The sequence below is a fragment of the Maritimimonas sp. 2405UD52-3 genome (assembly GCF_056591715.1).
Genome location: NZ_JBWQOL010000003.1, coordinates 417,019 through 440,381 on the forward strand (window position 1 = coordinate 417,019; position 23,363 = coordinate 440,381).

The window sequence follows — 23,363 nt, forward strand, 5'->3', positions numbered from 1 at the left end:
GAAAATAAAAGTATAACTTGAGAAAAAAAGAGTAAACATCAAACCAAATAAAAAATATTAAACACGTCAATTATGGATTTAACTAAACAATTTGAAAAAGCAACTCAAGATGTCAAGGATTTGGAATCAAAACCTTCTGTTGAAAATCTTCTGAATCTATATTCTTTTTATAAACAAGCAACTTCAGGAGATGTTGAAGGTAAAAGACCTGGAATGCTAAACATGTCAGCTAGATCTAAATATGATGCGTGGGCAAAAATAAAAGGGATGTCATCTGAAGAGGCAAAGCAAAGCTATATAGACTTGGTGAAAGCACTTCAAAACTCTTAAACGATTTTAATATATAAGCTGCACAATTTTATCTAAGCTTGTATTGGGTACTGTAAACATTTTATACTTATTGAACCTGTGAGTGTAAATTTTAAAGAATGTCAGCAGCCTACAAAGTGTGTAGTTTATTAGTTTCTTCAACCAAGAATATAAAGGAAACCCAATGAAATTTCGTTTAAAAGCCTTGTGGAAAGTTCATTGTATTAATTCAAATAGAAAAGATTGTAATACCTTAACAAACGAAACTTAATTTTAGAAAAATGCCAAAAATTTTAAACACTGATGGACCTATTATCAAATGTCTTTTAGTTCTGATTATAGTTGCCACAACTAGCCTAATGAATCAACAGTTTTTCGCCCAAGAAGCAATGGAATCTAATCAAGTAATAGAAGAAATGGTAGCTAAGATAGATAGCAAGACTGATCCTAAGTTTGTATATGATTATGAAAAAACGAAATATGTTCCTCCAAAGGGAAAAACCTTACTCATCATGGGGCAAACGGTTGAGGATATTAATGCCTATATGGATCACTATGCCAGCGAAGAGATCCCCGGAGGTTGGTCCGCCTATTGGGGAATACCAGAATTTAACGGTATAAAAGATTCTCATAAAAATGATACGGGCAGTTCACAAAACCATCAAATGATAGTTGACAAGTTTCCTAATGCTATTGTACAAAGTGCAATGTGGATGGTAGGGAAATGGGATGTTGCAAAAAAAGCAGGTAATGGAGCATATGATGAAGTAATAAAGAAATATAGTACTTGGGCTAAATCAGTAAATAGACCAATTTACTTAAGAATAGGGTATGAGTTTGACGGACATCATAACGAGCTTGAACCAAAGGACTATGTAAAAGCATACAAACGAATTGTTGACTTGATGCGAGCAGAAGGAGCTAATAATGTTGCATTTGTTTGGCATTCATATGCATCTAAGCCCTATAAAGACTATCCTTTATCTGCATGGTATCCTGGAGATGACTATGTAGACTGGGTTGCCATATCTGTGTTTGGTCATGCTTATGGAGGCGATAGCTTTGGAACGTATTGTGATGATGTTCTTGATTTAGCCAAGCAACATAAAAAGCCAGTAATGATAGCCGAATCAAGTCCTATTAATGGTATTAGTAAAGAAAATAATGAGGTATGGAGTCAATGGTTCGTGAATTATTTCAACTTCATTTATAGGAAAAATATAAAAGCACTTAGCTTTATTACTGCAGATTGGTCAAAGGCTGCAATAGATGGTATTTCTGAATGGAAAGATAGTCGCCTTTATAATAATGAACAAGTTGCGAAGGCTTGGTTCTTAGAAACAAATAAAGATCGTTATTTGAAACAATCGTCTGAATTGTTTAACCTGTTAGGGTTTGAGCCACTTGAAAACATAATTACCAATTCCAGTAAACCAGAAGCTAATGAACAAAAGCCGAAAGAAACAAAAAACGAAATACTTAAGGTAGACTTACCTTTTTATGTTTATAAAGATGGTGACAACAATCCTTATGCTCCCTCAGCATTTATGGGTAATTATAAAGCCCTTTCAGTTGACCTTAAAAGTACCGATGACGTCCACAGCGGGTCACATGCATTAAAAATTAAATACGATGCAAAATCAAATTGGTATGGTTTAGGGTTAGTACAGCCCGCAAATGATTGGGGAGACACTTTAGGTGGTTATGATATATCTGGAGCAAAAACATTTAGTTTTTGGGCAAAATGTAGTCAAGATGAACGTAAGGCCACAATTGGTTTTGGGTTGATAAAAAATGACAAGCCGTACCCTGACACTGCGATAAAAACAAAAGAAATCAAGCTATCAACTAAATGGAAGAAATATACATTCAAACTTAAAAAAGAAGATTTAAGTCGTATTAGATCTGGGTTCGTTATTTTTTCAACTGGTTTTCAAGTAGGTCATGAAATTTTTATTGATGAAGTAGTTTTTGAGTAAGTAACTTTAATACCTAAATTAAATGAGAGCTTTTACTAAAAATGTCATTCAACAATTAGAAGAAAGTAAACTCATATAATGTGAAACTAGTTTTTTAACCCGAGTCGCTTTTTAATGGAAGAATCCTTAGATAAGGTAGTTTTCCAAATTTCGAATAATTAGGAAGGAATAACTAAAAAGGGTATATCTGACTCTTTTACAATTTTAGAGACAACAGGTGTAAAAAAGAGATTCTCTTTTTTCTTTGGATGCGCGCTGATGTACATTTAACCCTCTAAAAACCCTATGCAAAATAGTAATTGAACTCACTGAATGTTTGGCAATCTCTTTTAATAGGCCTAAATGTTTATCCGAAAAATCCACATATAAATCAGTGGGAAATAAAATATTTTTTGGCCTCTTTATTTTGTAGTCTTCAGGTACCGCAAGTACAGGACATAGTCTTTTATTGATGACCTGAAGAGTATGAGAACCAAAGGTGTTGCTTGTTTTAGAAGCCCCTTTAGCACCCATTACAATAAGTTCTATATTCTCTTTTTCAACAAGTTCTTTAATAACATGAGATAAACTCCCCATTTTAGAAATAACTTCGAATTTATGCTCTTTTAAATCATTTTTTTTCAATTCCTTAAACTCCTCTTCAGAATTAACCTGCAACATTTTATATAAATCTGCATTAACAGCATTGCTTTTATCAAAAATATCTACAGGTGGTTGTTCTTCAAATGTATTCAAGATATAAAAATGAGCATTTACACCTTTAAAAAGTTTAATTGCGTAATGAAAAGCATGAATGGCATTCTGAGAGAAATCGGTAGAAATTATAATTTTTTTCATAATGAAATGAAATACTATGGTTATACACTGTTTTGTATAAAGCTATAGTATTTTGAAGGGTAGAGTAATGATATTTATCAGTATTTAATAAAGTCAACAATATCTCTTTACTAAATACTTTATACGAAAAATTAATCCAAAGTACTTAAGGCGATTTCTATCATTTTATTAAATGTATTTTCTCGGTCTTTAGATGAAGTAGTTTCTTTAGTGACTAGTGAGTCTGAAATAGTCAAGATGGATAAAGCCCTTACCTTAAATTTTGCAGCAATGGTATAGAGTCCGGCTGTTTCCATTTCAACGCATAATACACCAAACTTCGCCCATTTTTTATAGGAATCAAAATCGTCTTCATAAAACTCATCGGCAGACAATACATTACCGGCTTTAATAGAAATATTATGCTCTTTGGCATACAATGCGGCTTTCATAAAAAGTTCAAAGTCGGCAGTGGGTGAATAATCGGAATTGATGAACCTTGAATTATTAATACCAGAAGTAGAAGAAGCCGCCATGGCCAAGACTATATCTCGTATACGCACATCTTTTTGATAAGATCCTGATGAGCCCACTCTGATCAAATTCTTCACACCATATTCATTGATAAGTTCATGGCAATAAATTAGTGCAGAAGGTATGCCCATTCCAGTGCCTTGCACTGATACGCGCTTGCCATTATAGGTTCCAGTATAGCCCAGCATTCCTCGTACTTCATTATAACAATGGGCATCTTCCAAAAAGGTTTCAGCAATCCATTTAGCGCGTAGTGGGTCACCTGGCAATAGAACGGTTTCAGCAATATCTCCTTTCTGGGCAGCAATATGAATGCTCATAGATTATAAATTAGATTCAATTATAGTTAAAATGTCATTTTTCTGTAAAACACCAGATTGCCGCCAAACCTGCCTCCCTTTTTTGAATAAAAGCATAGTAGGTACACCCCGTACCTGGTATTTAGAAGCTAAAGGCTGATTCTTGTCTACATCAATCTTAATAATCTTTATTTTATTACCTAACTCACTTTTAACTTCCTTTAAAATAGGAGCTAAAGTTTTGCACGGTCCACACCAGTCTGCATAAAAATCAATTAATACAGGTGCATCTGCATTGATAATTGTATTAAAACTACTTTTCATGATTTGGTAAAGATACTCATGTTTTCTTCAAAGCTATATCTAATTTGGCCAATAAGATCAATTCAGATTTGTTTTTGCCTGAAAATGCTCCTGCAATAGCATGTGCAGTTTTTAAAGTTAATTGTTTTACATTTTCTGTAAAAAAATAGGCATGCTCATTTTTATAGTTAATGAACTCTTTGAAACAAGTATTCGCATTGGCTTCGTTATCTACCAGCCAGTCAAATACAATTTCAATTTGAAAAGCTGCATCTGTATCAAATTCATCAACCGTTTCATCTACATCTAACCATTTATCTTTTACAATTTGCTTTAGTGTATTAATTTCGCTCTTTCGCACATTATTATCTGCTGCAGCAATGGCATAAAACAACTTGGCTATGCCTTGATAAAATGCTGTATTTAATTGTTTTGTCATCATAATAGTACAATTTAGATAGTAAAAATAATTGTACTTCCTCTTTTTAAGTATGACATTCATCAGTATTCAGTAAAACATTTTTTATTTTTGATTGCCGAATTTAATTTCACTTTACCATGTTGCATGACGACAAGGATTTTTTCAATACACTTTTTGAAGCTGTTTCTGAAGGTGTACTTGTTGTTGACCATAATCAACAGATAGTCTTGGCCAATACTGCTGCTGGTGAAATGTTTGGTTATAATAAGCAAGAACTTTTAGGTGAACAATTGGAGATTTTAATTCCACAGAAATATAAATCAGGTCACGGGCAGCACTTTAAAGGGTTTATGAAGAAAAAAGAACGCCGTCAAATGGGCAGTGGACGAGATCTTTATGGTGCCAAGAAAGATGGCGTTTCCTTTCCATTAGAAGTAGGGTTAAATCCCTTTAAAATGAATGATAAGAATCTTGTCATGGCCTTAGTGGTTGATATTTCTTTACGAAAAGAACAGGAGGTAAGAATACAAAATCTAAATAAGGAACTTGAAAGAAAAGTTGAAGAGCGTACCAAAGAATTAACTTCGGCTATTGATGAATTGCAAAAAGTAAATCTTGAACTTGATCAGGAGAATAAAAAGCGTATAGAGGCAGAAGCTAAAACCAATGAGGCTTTAAAACGCGAAATAGAATTGAATGAGCTAAAAACTAAGTTTTTGTCTCTAGTGTCTCATGAATTTAAAACTCCACTAAGTGGTATCTTAACGTCCACAGTGCTTTTGGGTAAATATAAATTAACTGAGCAGCAACAAAAGCGTGATAAGCACTTAAAAACGATTACGAGCAAAGTACACTATTTAAATAATATTTTAAATGATTTCTTATCGGTTGAACGATTAGAAAAAGGGAAGATCAATTATAATTTTCAAAATTTTAAATTGAGTAAGGTTATAAATGAAGTGATTTATAATGCAAATATGCTTCTTAAAGAAGGGCAGCATATTAAATATCCTGAAGATATTGATGGTATTTCTTTGTATCAGGATGAGAAAATAGTGGAACTCGCCCTATCTAATCTGGTACATAACGCTATTAAATACTCACCAGAACATTCTGAAGTTGCTATCAAGATTCTACAGGATGATGAGATGACACACTTTACCATTATTGATCAAGGAATGGGCATCCCTGAAAAGGATCAAAAAAACATTTTTAATCGTTATTTTAGAGCCGAAAATGCACTATTGACACAAGGAACGGGTATAGGGCTCAATATTGTAAAGAGCCATGTAGAAAACCTTGGAGGCTCTATTGAATTTACAAGTAAAGAAGGAAAAGGTTCTATCTTTAAAATAAGCATACCAAATAAAGCCAATCATGAAAAAAGTATTATTAATTGAAGATGATGCTACCTTAAGAGAGAATACCACCGAACTACTTGAATTAGCAGGGTATGAGGTGGTAACAGCTGCGAATGGTATGTTGGGGGTAGAAGCAGCAAAACAAACTCTACCAGATATTATTGTATGTGATATTATGATGCCTGAATTAGATGGTTATGGTGTGATTGAAACATTGGCACAAGGAGAAACCACTAGACTTATTCCTTTTATTTTTCTATCTGCAAAAACAGAACGTCAGGATATTAGGAAAGGAATGGATTTAGGTGCTGATGATTATATTACCAAACCATTTTCTGAGGATGAACTCATTAATGCCATAGAAAGTAGATTGGCTAAAATTGCCATTTTGCAGGAAAGAAACCATACTACAATTGTTGATACTGTTAATGAGGGTGAGTTAAGGTCACTAAATGACTTAAAAAACTTTTTTGATGATAACGGACAAACATACATTATAAAGAAAGGAGAAATCATCTACGAAGAAGGTAGAAATTCAAGTTTGATCTATTTGATAAGCAAAGGTGTAGTAAAATGCCATAAACTGGATGAGCAGGGCAAGGAATTGACCACAGCACTTTATAAGGAGGACGATCTGTTTGGTTATACTTCCTTTACACATAATATAGCCTATCAGGAAACTGCTACGGCAATGGAGGATTCTGAATTAGTAGGCTTGCCAAAGAACACCTTAAGAGATGTATTAAATAAAAACCATAAGGTGACCCTTGAATTGATTGAGTTATTGTCTGAAGATATTTCGCAAATAAAAGAACAATTACTACAAATGGCTTATAGTTCAGTACATAAAAAGACTGCAGATACCATCTTAAAGTTTGCCGAAAAACTGAATAGAAAGCCAGAGGATCCGATTAAAATATCAAGAAATGATCTAGCCAGCGTTGCTGGTATTGCCACAGAATCATTGATCAGAACCATGTCTGCATTCAAAAAACAAAGACTCATAGAAATAGAAGGGCGCAATATTAGAATTCTGGATTTGGAAGGACTACATCAAATTCACTAGCATATAATTTTTGTAAGCATGATTTATATCATGTTTTCTGCCATATATGACTGCTACATTTGTTTTAAAATGCACAGTTATGAATATTTTATTACCCACAGATTTTTCGGAAAATTCGTGGAATGCCATTAAATATGCACTAAAATTTTATAAAAACACGTCTTGTAATTTTTATTTACTACATGTAAATACAGTGAGTAATATGGTGGTAAATGATACACCTTATATAATAGATCAAAATGTTATAGAAGAAGCTTATACTAAACCTGCAAAAGCCAAATTGCGAAAGTTTTTGAAACGTATTCTGAAGGAGTATCCTGAGACTAAGAAAAATAGGTTTTATACATTAACTGATCATAGCTTTTTTATTGAATCTATTAGAAAACATATTCGTGAAAAGGAGATAGATATTATAGTGATGGGTACCAAAGGTGCTACTGGTTTAAAAGAGTTAATTGTAGGTAGCAATACTGGAGATGTTATAACTAAAGTGCAATGTACTACCTTGGTAGTTCCTGAAAATGCAACATATAAACCTATAAAAGAGATTGCTTTTCCAACAGATTTTTCATTATTCTACAGTATAAAAACCTTAGTGCCTATTTCCAATATTCTTTATGCAACTAAGGCGGCACTGCGTATACTTCATATCAGTAAAAATAAGGTTGAATTAAATACAGATCAGAAGAAAAATAAAGAGTTATTTGAAGACTTCTTTACAGAATGCAATTATAGTTTTCATTACTTGACCAATACCAATGTTGAAGATGCCGTGCAATGTTTTGTTGAAAGTAGGGATGTAGATATGATTGCTATGGTAGCTAAAAATCTGAACTACTTTCAGCAAATTTTATTTCACTCGAAAGTAGAAAAGATCAGTTATCACACTGACGTTCCTTTTTTAGTATTACATGATTAATAATAATTAAAACCAATAATTTATGAACACACATATTCAATTTGTACATATGCAGACCAGCGAAACGATGAAGGCGTATACAGAGAATAAATTAAAATCGTTATATAATAAATATCCTTGGCTTATACGAGCTAATGTCATATTTAAAGATGAACATGACCCTAAAGGAAAAGGAAAGATATGCGAAATAGAATTAAGTCTAAACGGTCCACGCATATTTGCTTCATCAAATGAAAAAAATTATGAGATGGCGGTAAAAGAGACTATTAGTGATTTGGATAAGAGGCTTAAAAAGCGAAAAGCCGATTTAAAACCATATATGTAACCTAAAAACCAAAACAATGGGAATAAATAGAATATTAGTACCAACAGATTTCTCCCCACATTCAGAATATGCACTTAAAGTAGCAGCTAATATTGCAAAACAAAAAGATGCAGAAATTATTGCTCTGCATATGCTAGGAGGCAGCAGTACTGGATTAAACAAAACCAGTAACACCACTGCCAATGAGGCCATCTTTCATATGAAGTTGGCGGAAAAGGGTTTTAAAAATTATTTAGACAAAGACTTTTTGAAAGGTCTTAATGTAGAGCAATTAGTTCAGAACTTTAAGATATTTAGCGAAATAAACGAAGTGGCCAAGGAAAAGGATGTTGATTTAATAGTTATGGGTTCCCATGGGACTAGCGGTGCCAATGAGGATATTTTTGTAGGATCAAATACCGAAAAGGTAGTAAGAACTGCTGAGGTTCCTGTTATGGTTATCAAAGAAAAAAGAGATGATTTTAAGTTGAACAAAATAGTCTTTGCTTGTGATTTTAAAACTGAAAATGCTAAGGTCTATAAAAAGGCGATGAAGTTGTTCGATGCATTTGATGCTGATGTTCACTTATTGTATGTAAATGTGTTAGATAGATTTAGAAGTACCTTACAAATTTACGAGCGTATCAATAAATTCTTTAAGGAGGTTGGCGAAAATAAGACTTCAAAAGATGTGGTGCGTTATAGTGATTACTCTGTAGAAGAAGGAATTTTTCACTATAGTGAAGAAATAGGAGCGAATGTTATTGCCATGCCAACACATGGTAGAAGAGGTCTTGCGCATTTCTTTAATGGAAGTATTGGTGAAGATGTTGCCAACCATGCAAAAAGACCGGTCATTACATTTAAAATCTAACCCTTTTTTGTTTTTATGGGGTTGTTTAGGAAGTAGTTGCTTTATCAAAAAAAAGTAAATTTAGTATTTCTAAACAACTTGATTTAACTTTTCAGATTGACATTTATCATAGTTTTTTGATGGTAGATGAGGTACCTTTATAACACCTGTAAAAACTACTGTCATGAAAAATATATTACTTCCTACCGATTTTTCAGAAAATGCATTCAATGCCATTAGATATGCCTTAAAGCTTTTCAACAATGAGCAGTGTACTTTTTATTTATTAAATACTTACACACCTATCATTTATAACTATGATTTTCAAATGCAAAGTGGTGGTTACCTAGGTGATGTAGTAGATATTATTAGGGATAATTCAGAAGAACAATTAAATGAATTAAAAGCAAAATTAATAGATAAGCATGCCGCAGAGCATCATCAATTTGAAACCATATCTTCATTTAATCAGTTAACTGATGAAATTAAAGATATTGTAAAATCTGAAGATATAGATCTTATAGTTATGGGCACTAAAGGAGCCAGTGGCGTTAAAGAAGTTCTATTTGGTACCAATACCATTCACACTATACAAAAAGTAAAGTGTCCTATCCTAGCAGCTCCTGATGGTTATTTCTTTGAGCAGCCAATTGACATCCTTTTTCCAACCGACTATAAAATAGATTATACTGCAAAGCAACTTGCAATTTTGAAGAAAATTGCCAAGAATTTTGACTCTAAAATACATATTCTGAACGTTTCTCATGGCAGAAATTTAGATAAAGGCGAACTCAAAAATCAGGCAACACTGCAGAAACGTTTAGCTGATGAAAAGCATATCTTTTATAGAGTAGGAGATAATGAGATTCCTGCAGCTATTAATGCTTTTCAAAAAGACATTTATGTGCAACTATTGATGATGATCAATAACAAACATTCTTTCTTTGAAAATTTGTTCTTTAGGAAAACCATCAACCAAATAGGTTTTCATTTAACCATTCCGTTTTTAGTGATTCCGTCTAAATGAAAAAGTAACCTTTATGAAAAAAATAGTAGTACCAACTGATTTTTCTGATAATGCATGGGATGCACTGATGTATGCCATCCGGTTATATGACGATATTCCTTGTAGATTCTATATTCTGAACACTTATGAGGTAAGTGGCTCACGTTTGGCTAATATGCGGCAAAAGAGGCAAGATACTAGGTTTTTTAATATCCTTAAAGAAGAATCTTTGCAAGAGTTAAAAAGGATAGATGATCACTTACAAGAATATCTACTAAATGATAAACATGAATACATTACTATATCTAAATCAGGCGGACTGATCCATATTTTAAAGGGTGTAGTAGCCAAAGAGAACATTGATCTCATTATTATGGGTACCACTGGAGCTACTGGTGCCAAAGAGATATTTATGGGTAGTAATACGGTAAAAACAATAAAGCAAATAGATGATTGCCCTATTGTTTCTGTACCTAGAAAATTTGAATATGTAGAACCGGAGAATGTTGTATTTGCAACTGATTTCAAAAGAAAATTTAATGAGGCTGAGCTAGGTGCACTTAAAGAGCTACAGCTAATTCATGATTTCAATTTGCATATTGTTCATGTTGATAGAGAAGAGCTACTCTCTGACTTACAACGAACTAATCTGAGTCAATTATTATCAATTTTTAAGAATACAACTGTACATATAATTGATAATGGTAAAAGTATAACCGAAGCTATTAACCATTATGCCGAAGAAAATGCAATTAGCTTAGTCTGCTTGTTGAATTATGAACATAGTTTTATTGAGAAGCTTACGCATGAGCCTATCATTAAGAAAATGAGTTTTCAAAGTACAGTACCTTTAATGGTTATATCCGTTTAGTTTAACTCATCAATTTCAAAAAATTAAAAATCCTTCTTTTTAGATATTCGGACAATTCTCCAAACAGGAAATAGAACCCATAAAATTAAAACGGAGAAGGAGGTAAGCATACCTAAACCGGTACCAAAGAATTTTTGAAATACAGCTCCGGTATAACCTAGTAAAGCAGAAATATCTAATTTCAGCAGAATCAGTATTCTTGAAAGATCAATGGGGTTAAACATTGTAGCTGCTAAGGAAAATTTATCTAATGGATATTCCTGTAAAAGCACTAAAGAAATTAGGAATAAGCCATCATAAATAACAGCTAGAAACAGCCATAATAAGATAGCATAACCAAAACCTTTAATCTTATTTTCATTTGATAAGGCTATATTAAATGCTAATGCAACAAAAATAAATGTCAAAAAGGCTCCAACCAGTAATAGCGATAAAAAGTTAAATATAGCTGAAGATTGTAAAATGCCATAAGCTAAAAATGGAATACCCAGACCAATAACTAAGCTCATTGATAATGAAAGGGCAACTCCAATATATTGACCTAAAAATATGGTCGATCGTTTTAAAGGTTGTGCTAACAATAATTCTGTAAACTCTCTGGAGTTATAATAGTACATCACTCCAAAAATGGTTCCTATTAATGGGGTTAGAACAATAATAATATTTAGCAATGTAATGACCGCCTTTGAAGTATCATTATTCAAAAATAGTAGTACAAAACCTAAAAGTAAATAAAAGGCAAAATAGACATAACTCCAACGACTACGCATTAGATCGTAAAAACTATATTTTAATATTTTAAGCATGTTTTTTAGATAAAATGGTGGCTATGGCCTGTTCAAGATTTTGTTGTTTTGTTTCTTCTTGTAATGCTTGAATGCTTCCTTTAAAATAAATTCTTCCATCCAATAAAAACACAATTTCATCAGCTACTTCTTCAACAAAACTCATGATGTGAGATGTTATTAAAATGGTTTTACCATTTTCTTTTTCCTTTTGAATGATTTCCTTTAAACGAAGTAATGAAATAGGGTCAAGCCCTGTTGTTGGCTCATCTAATATGATCAATGGACTGTCAAACATGAATGTTAGTACAAGATTTACTTTTTGACGTGTACCACCTGATAAATTTCCCAATTTTTGATCTAAAAAAGTATTTAGGCCAAATATCTCAATTAGTTCTTTATCAGTTGTTGGCTTTGGTCGAAGATTTTTAATCATTTTGACCAATTCCTTTACCGTTAAGTTACCTGGGAAATTCGCTATCTGTGTTAGGTAATCAATCTCATTTCTATAAAGATGCTTTCCTAGAATATTTTTAGCATCAATATGAATAGATCCTTTATTTGGGATCACCATACCAAGAATGCTCTTAATAAGTGTGGTTTTACCAGAACCATTGGGTCCTAATACTGCAAAAATACCACCATTCTTAATGCTTAGATTCAGTTCTTTAAGAACTTCAACTTTTCCAAATTTTTTATGCAAATTTTCTATGACTATCATTTTACAGGCTTCATTAAAGGATTATTGTCCAATAGATTGTCTGGGGTGAATACAGGAGAAACTTTTTCTGAAAAATTAATAAGATCAACAAATAAACTTCTTAATAAAACCAATGTTTCAGGAGTTTTATTAACCACATATGAAAATAATTTTACCGGTCTATATGGTACATCACCATATCCATTTTTGTCAAGGTCATAACCAGTATATGAACTCCAGTAGTTTTCATTAAATGTATTGTCATTTAGTTTACTGTTATAGGAGAGGTCAAAAGCATTATGCATAAAATTATTCTGCTTAAACACATTGGTATAACAAGCTCCTGAAATTTTGATACCCCAACCATTTCTAATAAAGTTATTGTTTAGGTAGTTTATTCTGGTGGAACCTTCAGTAAAAACGGCAATTGTGTTCTGTTCAAAAGTATTGCTGTCTATTTCAGCATCATATATTTCTTTAAGAAGCAAGCCATAGGAAGCAGTGCCCCAGTTTTTCTCAAATCTATTTTTAGACATTTTAATAAACTTTGAGAACATCACGGCTACGCCAGAACCATTATTGGTAAATGTATTATTATGATATTCATCATTATTAGAAAACATAAAATGTAGACCATATCGTAAGTTATCATGACTATTATTTTTTAGTACTTTGCTCTGCGTCACAAACTCAAGGTATATACCATCACGAAGATGATGAACTTCATTATCTTCGACCAAAATATCTGAACAATGCCACAGATGTATACCATTACCTGAACTGGCTTGCTCTTTAGCTTCACTTGATATTAAATTGTTTCTAATAATACCATGATGCGATTTTTCTATCAGCATACCAAAGAAGACATTTTCTAAGGTTAAATTATTAATGGTAAAGTGCTTGCTTTTTGAAATGTATAGAGCTGCATAATCTTTTGTATAACTTTGCCCTACATTTTTTAAAGTTAAACCAGAAATAGTAACACTGTCTGACTTTATAACTAAAATGTATCCTTTCTTTTGTCCATCAAGTATGGGATTGTTTTCCCCTATAATGTGTATAGGTTTATCTATTATTAACCCATATTCTTTATAAGTGCCTTTTTTTAGAATAATTGTTTCATGTTTATCAGCCTTTTCAATTGCTTCAGATAAAGATTTTATATCACATGTATTACAAACTTGAATTTGGGAAAATCCAATTTGGGAAATGATTAATAACAGGAAAAATATGCTATTTCTATATAGTTTGTACACCTCTACGTAAATATAGAATAATTAGAGCTATAAGACATCGTATCTAAGCCCTATATTCACCGTCAGTTTTTCGTCCATTTGAATACCGTTATAGTCTCTATAAACAGGTATGCCAGCTTCTATACCTAGACGTAGATCTTTAAAAATTGATGTTTGAGAAAAAGCAATATTAGAACCAATGAAGCCTCTAATTGTATTGTATCCATAATTTGTTGTGTTTGCAGTAGTAACCATCATAGGGTTTAATTGCATGTCTTGCCCATTAATTTCTCCTTCTGTGACCCCTTGTAGTCGTGATGAAAAACTAAATACATCAGATAGTTTGTATGCGCCCCAAAGATTTAAACTTAATTGATTGCCAAATCTATATTCTTGATCATTTTTTCCTGTTCTAATAGTGGCTACAGGTTGTATCCCCCAAGAAATGGTCTCACTCGCGCCTTTGAAGGTAAAACCAAATGAGGTATCAAAGGTACCACTGCCTAGCTGCATGGCATAAGGCAATTTTGCATCGTTTATCATTGGAGTATTATCACGTTGGGTAATATTTCCAATGGGTATATTCACACTTCCGTTAAGGTGTAATGATGTTCTTTCATTATTATATATTCCGTAAAGTGCCGCAATACTCATATCACCAAAACCTGAAGAGCTGGTTGAAAAATTACGTAACATGGTCATACCATTCATCATCATCCTTGCCGTTAAATCCATATCTTTTTTTATAACATTTTGCATGATCATGAGGGTAAGGCGATCTGAAGGTGCATACATAACACCTAGCATATACATTTGCATATCCATTTCTTGTGGTGCAATCATATAGTTTGCATAGATAGACTCGTTGTTTATGCTTTCTGATCCGCGTCTATTGCCATCCATGAACATATTCATAGTACGTAATGAAACCATGAGTCCATTTTTCTCATGTAAGTGATCTCTCATAACACCAATAGGAGCATGTGCATCTGGTCTAAAATGATTGTGATGTTCATGACTAGTGCTACCAAATTTAGAGTCACTAAATTTTGATTTAAGCGCAGTCCAGGTGTATAGATCACCTCCTTTATTTTTAAGTACATGTTCAGCACTTTCAAGATCTTTAAAAGCTGCTAAATTTGCGCCCATAGGGCTTATTATAGCTTTACTCTTTAAGTAAATGGCGTTTTGGGCAGTTACGAAACTTCCTGGATTGTTGTAATCGGCTATCCAAAGTTGTTTGAAGTTACTTTCTTCATTCACTTTTAGATGATTAACCAAACATTCTATGGCATCAAAGTTTAAAATTCTTCCTTTTATTGTAATAGCCTGTGCTGAGAATCGATCTTCTTTTATGACCATGTTACAATGTAGACATTGACTTTTACCATAGTTAATTTTTTCTTGTGAAATACCTGTATTGACAAAAAATAAGGCAATAATCGTACAGTATAAAATATATTTTATATTCATTTTTTAAGTGTTTTAGAGTGTCTATCTAATGATTAAGAACTTGGTATTTTTGTTGGCTACAACATAATGTTCTACATCCTTTTGAAAGGAGTGTGTCTCATTTTTTTCTAATGGTACTATTTCATTTTCTATATAAAAATTGATACTGCCTTCTAATACAATTAGCATGGCATCTTTAGGGGAAGTATGCTTTGGGAAAGTGGTGTTTTCCTCCATAATGATTAGCAATACTTCGGCAGATGTTGTCTTAAAAAGTTTTAAGACCTGAAGTCCATTAAAAGCTGTCTTATTTATAATTTCAGTTTTCATTTTGTGCATTGTAAAAATGGTCTTGAATACTAATCCAATCATAGATGGTACCATTATTACCATTTTCCTTTAGTAAACTGGTAACCTGATCTTTTTCCTTGAAACCAGATAGATTAGCACCCATAGGGCTTTGTATTGCATCAGAAATAAGAAAAGTGGCTTTTGTTGCATCTACTAACGCTGTTGGATTATCATAATCTGTTACAAGAAACAAGCCTATAGTATTTTGATCTTTGGTTTCAAGATCATTCAACATGCATTCAATGGCATCATATTTAAAAGCTTTTCCTTTTTTAGTAACCAGTTGCGCTGCATGAGTTTTTTCAACGATGTTCATTTTACAAAAATGACAGGCATCTTTTCCGTATTCTATTTTAGCTGGTTTTATAGTACATGAAACCATTATAAATACTAGTAAAATAAAAACGAAGCTTTTCATAATTATGAATTTGTTTTTTTCTCTTTTCTGCCAAATAGGTATGCTACCAAAGCTGTTATGATACCTAAGCCTAAAAAATAGGCACCTAATCTAGGGTAGGAGTGTGCTGTAAAATTCAAGATATTCTTTGTGCCAAACAATGGCGGTTGAAAACCCATTTGTGTTCCATCTGGATTTGTAAATTTCATAATAGCTTTTGGGTCTAGATTATGACCGTAGTCATGTTCCCACAAATAAAAATCATACAATCCAGCTGCGCTTAATAAAACCATTAGGATGAACCAGTATAAATACCATTTATGATTAAATTTAAATGCTATAATTAATCCTATGATTGTTGTTATGATAATGCCTGCTGGAAATATTTTAAACTCAGGAATAGCTTCTGGAATGTACTTCATACCTACATAATGATTCATAAGATTGATATTCTTAATGTCATGTGGGTTTGCATCAGAAAAATCATTGATATGAATATTCATTCCCAATGGAGTAGGATATTGTGGAGCTTCAAGCGTAATATTCCAGAGAGGGAATAAAAACAAACCTAGTGGTAACAAAGCCGCTAAGAACATTAATAATTTTGATTTTTTCATTGTTAGATTTTTAAATTTTCATAGAAAGGGCTGCAATACATGAAGTTAACGTATATGTTTGCAGCCCTTTCAAAACTAAAATAATCAAATTATCAAGGACTTATTCATCATCTAATGACCATGATAGTTCAATACTTGAACCTTTAGGAGATACTCTAATATAACCTTGCATTTCTTGGTGCAGTGCAGAGCAGAAGTCCGTACAGTAAAATGGCCATACACCCACTTCTTTTGGTTGCCAAGTAATCGTTTTCGTTTGACCAGGCATCACTAAAATCTCAGATGTATTTGCTCCAATCATGGCAAATCCATGAGGTACGTCAAAATCCTGTTCATGATTGGTTACATGAAAATATACATTATCACCTACTTTAATACCTTCAATATTATCAGGGGTAAAATGACTTCTAATCATACTCATATAAACATGCACGTTATTACCATCTCTTACCACTTTCCCATCTGCTGGAGTCTTAATTGCGAAAGGATGCTTGTTCTCTTCCATTTTATAAAACTTCTTAGATCTAGGCTTTAAAAGATCAGCAGGGCATCCAGCGGCATAATGAGGCTCACCATGTGAAGGGAAGTCTGATAGCAATTCCATCTTCTCACCTGAGATATCATATAACTGTACTGAATGTTCTAATTCGGGGCCCGTGGGTAAATATCTATCTTTTGTGATTTTATTCATTGCAATTAAATATTTACCAAAAGGTTTTCTAGAGTTACCACCTGGAATCATAAGGTGCCCTACCGAATAATATGTGGGTTTTCTATCAACTACCTCCCAAGTTCCTAGTCTCCATTTTACTACTTCTGATGAGATAAAGAAGGTAGTATAGGCATTACCTTTACCATCAAACTCAGTATGTAATGGGCCTAATCCACCAGATTTAACTACACCAGCAACAACATCATCATATTTTATAATTGGAATACCATAGGCATCACCATCAAATTTTTTATTTTCAATGGCATCTAGCATGTTCGTAAATGAGTGTATTGTTAAGTCAGCTGAAAGTTTGCCGCTACCAATAATATACTCACCATCAGGACTTACGTCACAACCGTGAGGCGATTTAGGTGTTGGTAATAGATAAACAGCTCCTGGCACTTCAGTTGGATTCACTACCAATACTTCTTTTTTTAATGTTGAAGTGGCAGTATGCGTATTTTCATCATATACATTGTGCGCATAGTTCGCAGGCATTTTTTTGCCACCACCATTGTTTACGTATTCTTCAATCTTTTTCCAGTTTATAGCAGCAATAAAATCTTTATCATTCTGTGAAGCATTCACTTCTAATAAAGTACTTGCCTCCTCTGTATTATAGGTGCTAAAGAAAAACCAGTCATGAGATTTGTCTCTACCTGGATGTGACAGGTCATAGTTGAAACCTGGCATGATGATTTGAAATTTTAGATCCATGTGACCATCTTCAGGATCAACACTTATAAACGATAAAGCTCCTTTAAATTTACCTTTGTACTCATTAATTGGCATATCAACTTGAGGTACAGGAACTGAGAAACGGGTACCCGCCACTACATATTCTGTATTTTCGGTAACGAAAGAAGAACTATGATTACCGGCACTATTGGGTATCTCAATTATTTCTGTTGTTTCAAATACACTTAAATCTATCTTTGCAATTCTGGGAGTATTATTACCATTTATAAAAATAAATTTCCCATCTAATTCTCCATTCGTTTGTGAGATATCTGGGTGGTGCGAATCATCCCATGGAACAAAACCATGAGATGTATTGAGCATAGGTTTTGTTTCTTCAGAATACCCATATCCTGATGTTGGAAACTGTGAAAACACAGGTATTTCTTTGAACATTCTACCTGAAGGCAAGCCATAGACTGTTACATTACCGCTATATCCTCCAGAAAGAAAAGCATAATACTCATCATGCTCTCCAGGTGCTACATATACCTTTTCTGCTACATTGCCAGATAAGGCACCTTGATTAGCACCATTATTTGACTTACCATTGTTACCACAGCCAACTAAGAAAACGGTTGTGGTAAGAACAGCAATAAGTTTAAATATTGATTTCATTGTTATTTATATTTAGTTTATTTTAATGTTCTGAAATATTCTAATACTGCTCTGGCATCCTCTTCAGAGAGGTTTTGATTTGCCATTGGTGATCCGTTAAATTCAATAAGAAGTTCTTTGGCCAAAGGATCTTTTTTTACCATTTCTTCTGGGTTTAATATCATATTCATTACCCATTCAGGAGAACGTCTTTCTAAGATTTTTTGTGGAGATGGACCAATAAATCGTTTATTCGCTCTGTGACAAGCAGTACACATTCTCTTGAATACATCAGCACCTTTGGTAGCCATTTCCTGATTTATTTCTGTGTCAAGCTTTAAAGATTTAATTGGGCCTATACCTTTGTTTTTCAAGTCAACCTTTTCTGAAGCCTTTATTTCCGTTGAGGTTGTTTCAGTTTTAGGATCTTCCTTTTTTACTTCTTTTTTCACCTCTTTAGGCTGGGTAGTTTTAGTGGGGGTATCTTTTTTAGATTTATCACCACCACAACCAATCAATAACATTAGTGTAAATGTCATGAGTACTACTGCTCTTTTTGTCATTATTTTAGTTTTATTGTTATTTTTAAATTATTATTCCTCGGCAGGTACTAACACATCACCAATAACATGTATCCAACCATTACTTACTTTTACAGTTTTTAAAACTTTGGTGCCACCAACATAAATACCATCATCTTTTTTGATAACATCTAGGTATTTACCAGAAGCCATATAGAGTTTGCGCCCTTTTTTGGCTTCTTTTTCTAGCTGTGTATCGGGATAGTTTGCTGGGGCAACGTGATTGGTCAGAATGAACGCCAACTGTGATTTGCTTTCAGGTTTTAATAAAGTTTCAACTGTTCCTTCCGGTAGCTTTCCAAAAGCGTCATTGGTAGGTGCAAAAACAGTTAGCGGTCCTACATTTACAACGGCATCTTCAACGCCAGCAGTTTCTATTGCAGTGACCAGCGTTGTAAAATCATCTAGTGACTTTGCAACCTGTAGTGCATTTGCACCAGATTCTTCATCAACAACTGCTGATTGACCTTTACCTTCTATAACAGTGGTACTTGTTGTACTTTTCTGTTCTGTAGGTTGTTCTGCTTTTTTACAAGCAACAACCATGAACAAAATCAGTATAATAGTTAGGGTTAAATTTGATTTCATTAGTTTGAATTTTAAGTTATTGCACAAATGTATTGATGACTACATCCTTATAATATGATATTTATCATATAAAAAGATATTTTTATCTTTTTATAATTATTTAACTTTGTACTATGTTATCTAAGTCAAGCAAATATGGTATAAGGGGAGTGCTATACTTAGCACTTTATTCTAATGAGAATAAAAAATTTAGCCCTCGTGTAATTGCCAAGGAGATTGATGTACCGGCACCTTTTTTAGCCAAGACATTGCAGCTATTGGCTAAAAGAAATCTTATTTCTTCAACCAAGGGTAGAAATGGAGGTTTTTATCTTACGGCCACCAATAAAAAGCAAGCGTTAATAGCGATTGTTGATTCTATAGATGGTCTAGAAAAATTTCAAGATTGCATGATGGGTTTACCAGTGTGTAGTAATGATAATCCTTGCCCAATGCATCATAAATTAGCTCCACTAAGAAGTAAGTTAATAGAAGAATTATCACAAAAATCAATAGAGGAGTTTGCCAATGATATTAGATCTGGTAAAACGCATATAATTCATAAGGTTTTGTAAACAACTTGATTTTGTTTAAACTTATCTTAAATGGTCGTAAATATTAGAATTGATATATTTGTCATGTTAACTAATAAAATAACAAATAAATAGAATGGATTCCTTTTTAGATCAATCTGCTGGATACCTTATTAATATGACCGCACTCTTATTAAAAAGGGAATTTAGTGCAATTATAAAGAGTAATAAGATAGAAGTAACACCTGAACAGTGGGCGATTTTAAATAGACTTAATGAAATATCAGGTTTGACACAAAATGAAGTTGCTAAGCTCACTTTTAAAGACAATGCTAATATTACCCGAATAGTAGATAAACTTGAAAATAAAGGCTTAGTAAAGAGACAACCAGATTCTAAGGACAGAAGAGCTTGGAAAATATCAATCACTAAAAAAGGCATAGAAATACGAAATTCTGTTGAACCATTAGCTATTGACGTTTTAAATAAAGCTACTATTGGTTTAAGTGAAAAAGAGGTTCAATTGTTGAACACTACTTTAAAAAAATTATTAGATAATCTGGCTAAATAGTTTTTTTATTATATATTTGTCATGACAAATATTGTTATACATTTCATTTTTAAAAGTATGAACGACAGAAGTATCAATAATGACTTAACTCAAAAGTATAGTAAAGGAAATATCATTATTCATTGGTTAACAGCAGTCTTTATTTTGGCATTATTTCCTATGGGAAAATATATGGAAGATATGACAGTTTCAGAAAAGCTAGATTTAATAAAAGTTCATACAATACTTGGTATAGCTGTTTTTATATTAACTATTATTAGAAGCTATATTTTTTTCAAGTCTAAACGTCCAGATGATATAAGAACTGGTTCTAAATTTAACGATAAGTTAGCTGTGTGGATTCACAATGCATTTTATTTTTTATTAATTGCTATTTCAATAGCAGGATTAGCAACTTTGTTTAGTGGTGGATATGTTGATGCATTAAAATCTGGAAATTCAGATTTAATACTATCAAAAGAGAATATTACGCCTCTTAAGGCTCATGGCTTGTTAGCCACAATCATGATTATATTATTGGTGTTTCATTTAGTAGGCGTAGTAAAACATTATATAATGACTAAAGAAAATACTTTAAAAAGAATGTCTTAAAAAATTAAATTATGAATACATCTAAAAGATTAAAAAAATTTGTCCTAAAAACCTCAAGAATAGCTTTTACAGTAGTCTTAATCTCAAGTATAATTTCATGTAATAATGAAGAAAAATCTAATAATAAATCTAATATGGAAACTACTAAATCAGAACATATTATCCTTATTAACCCATTTGAAGTTCCAGAAGGTAAATTGAAAGAATCAATAGTTTATTGGGAAGCCTGTAGAGATTTTCTTAAAAAAGAACCTGGTTATATTTCTACAAAATTGCATAAATCAATAAAAGATGGAGCAAAATTTGAACTCGTAAATGTTGCGGTTTGGGAAAGCTCAAAAGCATTTATGGCTGCAAGTCAAAAAATGGCTAAAGAATTAGGAGTGCCACCTACGGAGGGACTTAAGGCTAATCCATCACTCTATACTGTAATTAATGAATAGACATGCGATTGTCTTTTTTACCTCATAAAATTTTGGTTTAGGTGAGCAGCTGAGAATTATATGTTAATAGCTCATATGGTCATAGAAAATAAACGCGTTTCAGGTTTGCTTCTAACTAACCGTAAATCAAAAGCCATACAGACATTTCGTACAAACCCTCTAGCATCTTCAGGTATGTATAGTCTGTTGTTTGAAATGTAAATTAATCCATCATCTTGCATTTCCTTCAATCGATGTAATACTTCGGGCATTTCCTCAAATTTTAGGGCATCATCTTGCCAAGATGTTGTAAAATGGCACATCATATTCAATATATGTTTTCTTATAATGAGATCTTCTTGTGTAAGTAGATGCCCTTTAATGAGTGGTAACTCTTCATTATTTACTCGTTCTTGATATGCTTTTACACTTTTTTCATTTTGAGCAAAACTATTCCATGAATCACTGATAGCAGACATCCCAAGTCCTATCATTAACTTTGTAGGGTTGGTTGTGTAGCCCATAAAATTACGATGCATCTTAACTTTATCATAGGCTTTATAAAGTGAATCTGTTTCAAGAGCAAAATGATCCATACCCGTTTCTATATACCCTAAGTCTAATAAATAGTCTTTACCTGTTTCATAAAGTACTCGTTTTTCTTCGCCATTTGGAATATCATTATCCTCAAATCCACGTTGTCCCACCCCTTTGATCCAGGGTACATGCGCATAGCTATAAAATGATATTCTATCAGGCTTCAATTCTTTTGTCTTTTCAATGGTATCTATAATATTGTTTTTAGTTTGAAAAGGCAGGCCAAAAACAAGGTCATGACTTACTGAGGTATAACCTATTTCTCGCGCCCATAGTGTCACATTTTTTACATTTTGATAGGGCTGAATTCTATGAATAGCCTTCTGTACTTTCTCATTATAATCTTGTACACCAAAACTCACTCTTGTAAATCCAACATTGTACAATGCCTGTAGGTGTTCTTTAGTTGTATTATTTGGGTGCCCTTCAAAACTAAACTCATAATCATGATGAAGATCTACAGAATTTAAAATACCTTGAATTAAGAACTCCAAATGTTCAGGCTTAAAAAAAGTAGGCGTTCCACCTCCCAAATGTAATTCGCGTAAAAGAGGTTTCTCTTCAAATACATCGAGATACAACTTCCATTCTTTTAGTACAGTTTCTAGATAGGGTAGCTCTATTTCATGACGTTTGGTAATGTGTTTATGACAAGCACAAAAAGTACAAAGGCTTTCGCAAAAGGGCAGGTGAATGTAAATACTTATCCCTTTTTCTTTATTGCTCTCATCGAATGATTGTTTTATCGTGTGCCTCCAATTGTCAATTGAAATACCTTCTTTATCCCAATAAGGAACGGTTGGGTAACTTGTATATCTGGGGCCAGGTACATTGTATTTCTGAAGGAGTGTACTTTTCATTGGTAAATATTTTCAA

The 23,363-nt window shown here is 32.8% G+C and carries 28 protein-coding genes; 13 read left to right on the forward strand and 15 right to left on the reverse strand.

Going from position 1 to position 23,363, the window contains the following annotated elements; genetic code table 11:
- Positions 1-72: 72 nt before the first annotated feature.
- The gene (locus AC1EU5_RS09890; RefSeq protein ID WP_480192220.1) at positions 73-330 is read left to right on the forward strand and encodes an acyl-CoA-binding protein; all 258 of its coding nucleotides are present in this window, start codon (positions 73-75) and stop codon (positions 328-330) included.
- A gap of 260 nt (positions 331-590) precedes the next feature.
- Positions 591-2,288 (forward strand): glycosyl hydrolase, encoded by a 1,698-nt coding sequence (locus tag AC1EU5_RS09895; RefSeq protein WP_480192221.1) that lies wholly within the window; start codon positions 591-593, stop codon positions 2,286-2,288.
- Between the two features lie 204 nt (positions 2,289-2,492).
- On the opposite strand, the gene AC1EU5_RS09900 is transcribed toward AC1EU5_RS09895, so the two are convergent.
- The 4 genes from AC1EU5_RS09900 to AC1EU5_RS09915 all read right to left on the reverse strand — a co-directional run bounded on the left by AC1EU5_RS09900 (position 2,493) and on the right by AC1EU5_RS09915 (position 4,682).
- On the reverse strand, positions 2,493-3,125 hold the full coding sequence (locus AC1EU5_RS09900; RefSeq protein ID WP_480192222.1) for a universal stress protein: 633 nt from the start codon (positions 3,123-3,125) through the stop codon (positions 2,493-2,495).
- A 131-nt stretch (positions 3,126-3,256) separates the two neighbouring features.
- The gene (gene deoD / locus AC1EU5_RS09905) at positions 3,257-3,958 is read right to left on the reverse strand and encodes a purine-nucleoside phosphorylase (RefSeq protein WP_480192223.1); all 702 of its coding nucleotides are present in this window, start codon (positions 3,956-3,958) and stop codon (positions 3,257-3,259) included.
- Positions 3,959-3,961: 3 nt separating this feature from the next.
- On the reverse strand, positions 3,962-4,261 hold the full coding sequence (gene trxA / locus AC1EU5_RS09910; RefSeq protein WP_480192224.1) for a thioredoxin: 300 nt from the start codon (positions 4,259-4,261) through the stop codon (positions 3,962-3,964).
- 16 nt (positions 4,262-4,277) lie between these two features.
- Positions 4,278-4,682 carry a hypothetical protein gene (locus AC1EU5_RS09915; RefSeq protein WP_480192225.1) on the reverse strand — a complete coding sequence of 135 codons (405 nt, stop codon included), beginning with the start codon at positions 4,680-4,682 and terminating at the stop codon, positions 4,278-4,280.
- 116 nt (positions 4,683-4,798) lie between these two features.
- Here AC1EU5_RS09915 and AC1EU5_RS09920 point away from each other — a divergent pair, with 116 nt between their 5' ends.
- The 7 genes from AC1EU5_RS09920 to AC1EU5_RS09950 all read left to right on the forward strand — a co-directional run bounded on the left by AC1EU5_RS09920 (position 4,799) and on the right by AC1EU5_RS09950 (position 11,041).
- A complete protein-coding gene (locus AC1EU5_RS09920; RefSeq protein ID WP_480192226.1) occupies positions 4,799-6,061 on the forward strand; it encodes a PAS domain-containing sensor histidine kinase in 1,263 nt (420 codons plus the stop codon).
- Positions 6,039-7,088, forward strand: coding sequence for a response regulator (locus AC1EU5_RS09925; protein WP_480192227.1), 1,050 nt, complete (start codon positions 6,039-6,041; stop codon positions 7,086-7,088). Before AC1EU5_RS09920 ends, AC1EU5_RS09925 begins: the two co-directional genes overlap by 23 nt.
- Before the next feature lie 79 nt (positions 7,089-7,167).
- The gene (locus AC1EU5_RS09930) at positions 7,168-8,007 is read left to right on the forward strand and encodes a universal stress protein (protein ID WP_480192228.1); all 840 of its coding nucleotides are present in this window, start codon (positions 7,168-7,170) and stop codon (positions 8,005-8,007) included.
- A gap of 22 nt (positions 8,008-8,029) precedes the next feature.
- The gene (locus tag AC1EU5_RS09935; RefSeq protein WP_480192229.1) at positions 8,030-8,332 is read left to right on the forward strand and encodes an HPF/RaiA family ribosome-associated protein; all 303 of its coding nucleotides are present in this window, start codon (positions 8,030-8,032) and stop codon (positions 8,330-8,332) included.
- 16 nt (positions 8,333-8,348) lie between these two features.
- On the forward strand, positions 8,349-9,185 hold the full coding sequence (locus AC1EU5_RS09940; protein ID WP_480192230.1) for a universal stress protein: 837 nt from the start codon (positions 8,349-8,351) through the stop codon (positions 9,183-9,185).
- A gap of 163 nt (positions 9,186-9,348) precedes the next feature.
- On the forward strand, positions 9,349-10,191 hold the full coding sequence (locus AC1EU5_RS09945) for a universal stress protein (RefSeq protein ID WP_480192231.1): 843 nt from the start codon (positions 9,349-9,351) through the stop codon (positions 10,189-10,191).
- Between the two features lie 13 nt (positions 10,192-10,204).
- On the forward strand, positions 10,205-11,041 hold the full coding sequence (locus AC1EU5_RS09950) for a universal stress protein (RefSeq protein ID WP_480192232.1): 837 nt from the start codon (positions 10,205-10,207) through the stop codon (positions 11,039-11,041).
- 23 nt (positions 11,042-11,064) lie between these two features.
- Here the strand turns inward: AC1EU5_RS09950 and AC1EU5_RS09955 are convergent, their stop codons facing one another.
- The 10 genes from AC1EU5_RS09955 to AC1EU5_RS10000 all read right to left on the reverse strand — a co-directional run bounded on the left by AC1EU5_RS09955 (position 11,065) and on the right by AC1EU5_RS10000 (position 19,794).
- Positions 11,065-11,847, reverse strand: coding sequence for an ABC transporter permease (locus AC1EU5_RS09955; RefSeq protein ID WP_480192233.1), 783 nt, complete (start codon positions 11,845-11,847; stop codon positions 11,065-11,067).
- Positions 11,840-12,547 carry an ABC transporter ATP-binding protein gene (locus tag AC1EU5_RS09960; protein ID WP_480192234.1) on the reverse strand — a complete coding sequence of 236 codons (708 nt, stop codon included), beginning with the start codon at positions 12,545-12,547 and terminating at the stop codon, positions 11,840-11,842. The genes AC1EU5_RS09955 and AC1EU5_RS09960 overlap by 8 nt, the downstream gene beginning before the upstream one ends.
- Positions 12,544-13,782, reverse strand: a complete 1,239-nt coding sequence (locus tag AC1EU5_RS09965) for a nitrous oxide reductase family maturation protein NosD (protein ID WP_480192235.1) — start codon at positions 13,780-13,782, stop codon at positions 12,544-12,546. Before AC1EU5_RS09965 ends, AC1EU5_RS09960 begins: the two co-directional genes overlap by 4 nt.
- Positions 13,783-13,809: 27 nt before the next feature.
- Positions 13,810-15,234 carry a nitrous oxide reductase accessory protein NosL gene (locus tag AC1EU5_RS09970; RefSeq protein WP_480192236.1) on the reverse strand — a complete coding sequence of 475 codons (1,425 nt, stop codon included), beginning with the start codon at positions 15,232-15,234 and terminating at the stop codon, positions 13,810-13,812.
- 21 nt (positions 15,235-15,255) lie between these two features.
- On the reverse strand, positions 15,256-15,543 hold the full coding sequence (locus AC1EU5_RS09975; protein ID WP_480192237.1) for a cupin domain-containing protein: 288 nt from the start codon (positions 15,541-15,543) through the stop codon (positions 15,256-15,258).
- The gene (locus AC1EU5_RS09980; protein WP_480192238.1) at positions 15,533-15,982 is read right to left on the reverse strand and encodes a nitrous oxide reductase accessory protein NosL; all 450 of its coding nucleotides are present in this window, start codon (positions 15,980-15,982) and stop codon (positions 15,533-15,535) included. The genes AC1EU5_RS09975 and AC1EU5_RS09980 overlap by 11 nt, the downstream gene beginning before the upstream one ends.
- Before the next feature lie 2 nt (positions 15,983-15,984).
- Positions 15,985-16,578: a hypothetical protein gene (locus tag AC1EU5_RS09985; RefSeq protein WP_480192239.1), complete on the reverse strand. Its 594-nt coding sequence runs from the start codon at positions 16,576-16,578 to the stop codon at positions 15,985-15,987.
- 100 nt (positions 16,579-16,678) lie between these two features.
- Positions 16,679-18,646: a Sec-dependent nitrous-oxide reductase gene (gene nosZ, locus AC1EU5_RS09990; protein WP_480192240.1), complete on the reverse strand. Its 1,968-nt coding sequence runs from the start codon at positions 18,644-18,646 to the stop codon at positions 16,679-16,681.
- 17 nt (positions 18,647-18,663) lie between these two features.
- Complete coding sequence (locus AC1EU5_RS09995; RefSeq protein WP_480192241.1) at positions 18,664-19,188, reverse strand: c-type cytochrome; 525 nt, start codon at positions 19,186-19,188, stop codon at positions 18,664-18,666.
- A gap of 30 nt (positions 19,189-19,218) precedes the next feature.
- Complete coding sequence (locus AC1EU5_RS10000) at positions 19,219-19,794, reverse strand: fasciclin domain-containing protein (protein ID WP_480192242.1); 576 nt, start codon at positions 19,792-19,794, stop codon at positions 19,219-19,221.
- Between the two features lie 113 nt (positions 19,795-19,907).
- On the opposite strand from AC1EU5_RS10000, the gene AC1EU5_RS10005 reads away from it, so the two are divergent.
- The 4 genes from AC1EU5_RS10005 to AC1EU5_RS10020 all read left to right on the forward strand — a co-directional run bounded on the left by AC1EU5_RS10005 (position 19,908) and on the right by AC1EU5_RS10020 (position 21,911).
- Entirely contained in the window at positions 19,908-20,348 is a 441-nt protein-coding gene (locus AC1EU5_RS10005) for an RrF2 family transcriptional regulator (RefSeq protein WP_480192243.1), read from the forward strand.
- Between the two features lie 94 nt (positions 20,349-20,442).
- Positions 20,443-20,877 (forward strand): MarR family winged helix-turn-helix transcriptional regulator, encoded by a 435-nt coding sequence (locus AC1EU5_RS10010; protein ID WP_480192244.1) that lies wholly within the window; start codon positions 20,443-20,445, stop codon positions 20,875-20,877.
- Positions 20,878-20,934: 57 nt separating this feature from the next.
- Positions 20,935-21,468 (forward strand): cytochrome b, encoded by a 534-nt coding sequence (locus AC1EU5_RS10015; protein WP_480192245.1) that lies wholly within the window; start codon positions 20,935-20,937, stop codon positions 21,466-21,468.
- Positions 21,469-21,479: 11 nt separating this feature from the next.
- The gene (locus AC1EU5_RS10020) at positions 21,480-21,911 is read left to right on the forward strand and encodes an antibiotic biosynthesis monooxygenase family protein (protein WP_480192246.1); all 432 of its coding nucleotides are present in this window, start codon (positions 21,480-21,482) and stop codon (positions 21,909-21,911) included.
- A 71-nt stretch (positions 21,912-21,982) separates the two neighbouring features.
- Here the strand turns inward: AC1EU5_RS10020 and hemN are convergent, their stop codons facing one another.
- On the reverse strand, positions 21,983-23,347 hold the full coding sequence (gene hemN / locus AC1EU5_RS10025) for an oxygen-independent coproporphyrinogen III oxidase (RefSeq protein ID WP_480192247.1): 1,365 nt from the start codon (positions 23,345-23,347) through the stop codon (positions 21,983-21,985).
- Positions 23,348-23,363: the final 16 nt, after the last annotated feature.

Bases quoted from the DNA above. Each gene is read 5' to 3' on its own strand.
- AC1EU5_RS09890 (WP_480192220.1), top strand. From the start codon at position 73: ATGGATTTAACTAAACAATTTGAAAAAGCAACTCAAGATGTCAAGGAT.
- AC1EU5_RS10010 (WP_480192244.1), top strand. From the start codon at position 20,443: ATGGATTCCTTTTTAGATCAATCTGCTGGATACCTTATTAATATGACC.
- AC1EU5_RS09920 (WP_480192226.1), top strand. From the start codon at position 4,799: ATGTTGCATGACGACAAGGATTTTTTCAATACACTTTTTGAAGCTGTT.
- AC1EU5_RS09925 (WP_480192227.1), top strand. From the start codon at position 6,039: ATGAAAAAAGTATTATTAATTGAAGATGATGCTACCTTAAGAGAGAAT.
- AC1EU5_RS10005 (WP_480192243.1), top strand. From the start codon at position 19,908: ATGTTATCTAAGTCAAGCAAATATGGTATAAGGGGAGTGCTATACTTA.
- AC1EU5_RS10015 (WP_480192245.1), top strand. From the start codon at position 20,935: ATGAACGACAGAAGTATCAATAATGACTTAACTCAAAAGTATAGTAAA.
- AC1EU5_RS09945 (WP_480192231.1), top strand. From the start codon at position 9,349: ATGAAAAATATATTACTTCCTACCGATTTTTCAGAAAATGCATTCAAT.
- hemN (WP_480192247.1), bottom strand. From the start codon at position 23,347: ATGAAAAGTACACTCCTTCAGAAATACAATGTACCTGGCCCCAGATAT.
- AC1EU5_RS09930 (WP_480192228.1), top strand. From the start codon at position 7,168: ATGAATATTTTATTACCCACAGATTTTTCGGAAAATTCGTGGAATGCC.
- AC1EU5_RS09985 (WP_480192239.1), bottom strand. From the start codon at position 16,578: ATGAAAAAATCAAAATTATTAATGTTCTTAGCGGCTTTGTTACCACTA.
- AC1EU5_RS09915 (WP_480192225.1), bottom strand. From the start codon at position 4,682: ATGATGACAAAACAATTAAATACAGCATTTTATCAAGGCATAGCCAAG.
- AC1EU5_RS09950 (WP_480192232.1), top strand. From the start codon at position 10,205: ATGAAAAAAATAGTAGTACCAACTGATTTTTCTGATAATGCATGGGAT.
- AC1EU5_RS09955 (WP_480192233.1), bottom strand. From the start codon at position 11,847: ATGCTTAAAATATTAAAATATAGTTTTTACGATCTAATGCGTAGTCGT.
- AC1EU5_RS09960 (WP_480192234.1), bottom strand. From the start codon at position 12,547: ATGATAGTCATAGAAAATTTGCATAAAAAATTTGGAAAAGTTGAAGTT.
- AC1EU5_RS10020 (WP_480192246.1), top strand. From the start codon at position 21,480: ATGAATACATCTAAAAGATTAAAAAAATTTGTCCTAAAAACCTCAAGA.
- deoD (WP_480192223.1), bottom strand. From the start codon at position 3,958: ATGAGCATTCATATTGCTGCCCAGAAAGGAGATATTGCTGAAACCGTT.
- AC1EU5_RS09980 (WP_480192238.1), bottom strand. From the start codon at position 15,982: ATGAAAAGCTTCGTTTTTATTTTACTAGTATTTATAATGGTTTCATGT.
- AC1EU5_RS09895 (WP_480192221.1), top strand. From the start codon at position 591: ATGCCAAAAATTTTAAACACTGATGGACCTATTATCAAATGTCTTTTA.
- AC1EU5_RS09900 (WP_480192222.1), bottom strand. From the start codon at position 3,125: ATGAAAAAAATTATAATTTCTACCGATTTCTCTCAGAATGCCATTCAT.
- AC1EU5_RS09995 (WP_480192241.1), bottom strand. From the start codon at position 19,188: ATGACAAAAAGAGCAGTAGTACTCATGACATTTACACTAATGTTATTG.
- nosZ (WP_480192240.1), bottom strand. From the start codon at position 18,646: ATGAAATCAATATTTAAACTTATTGCTGTTCTTACCACAACCGTTTTC.
- AC1EU5_RS09970 (WP_480192236.1), bottom strand. From the start codon at position 15,234: ATGAATATAAAATATATTTTATACTGTACGATTATTGCCTTATTTTTT.
- AC1EU5_RS10000 (WP_480192242.1), bottom strand. From the start codon at position 19,794: ATGAAATCAAATTTAACCCTAACTATTATACTGATTTTGTTCATGGTT.
- AC1EU5_RS09935 (WP_480192229.1), top strand. From the start codon at position 8,030: ATGAACACACATATTCAATTTGTACATATGCAGACCAGCGAAACGATG.
- AC1EU5_RS09975 (WP_480192237.1), bottom strand. From the start codon at position 15,543: ATGAAAACTGAAATTATAAATAAGACAGCTTTTAATGGACTTCAGGTC.
- trxA (WP_480192224.1), bottom strand. From the start codon at position 4,261: ATGAAAAGTAGTTTTAATACAATTATCAATGCAGATGCACCTGTATTA.
- AC1EU5_RS09940 (WP_480192230.1), top strand. From the start codon at position 8,349: ATGGGAATAAATAGAATATTAGTACCAACAGATTTCTCCCCACATTCA.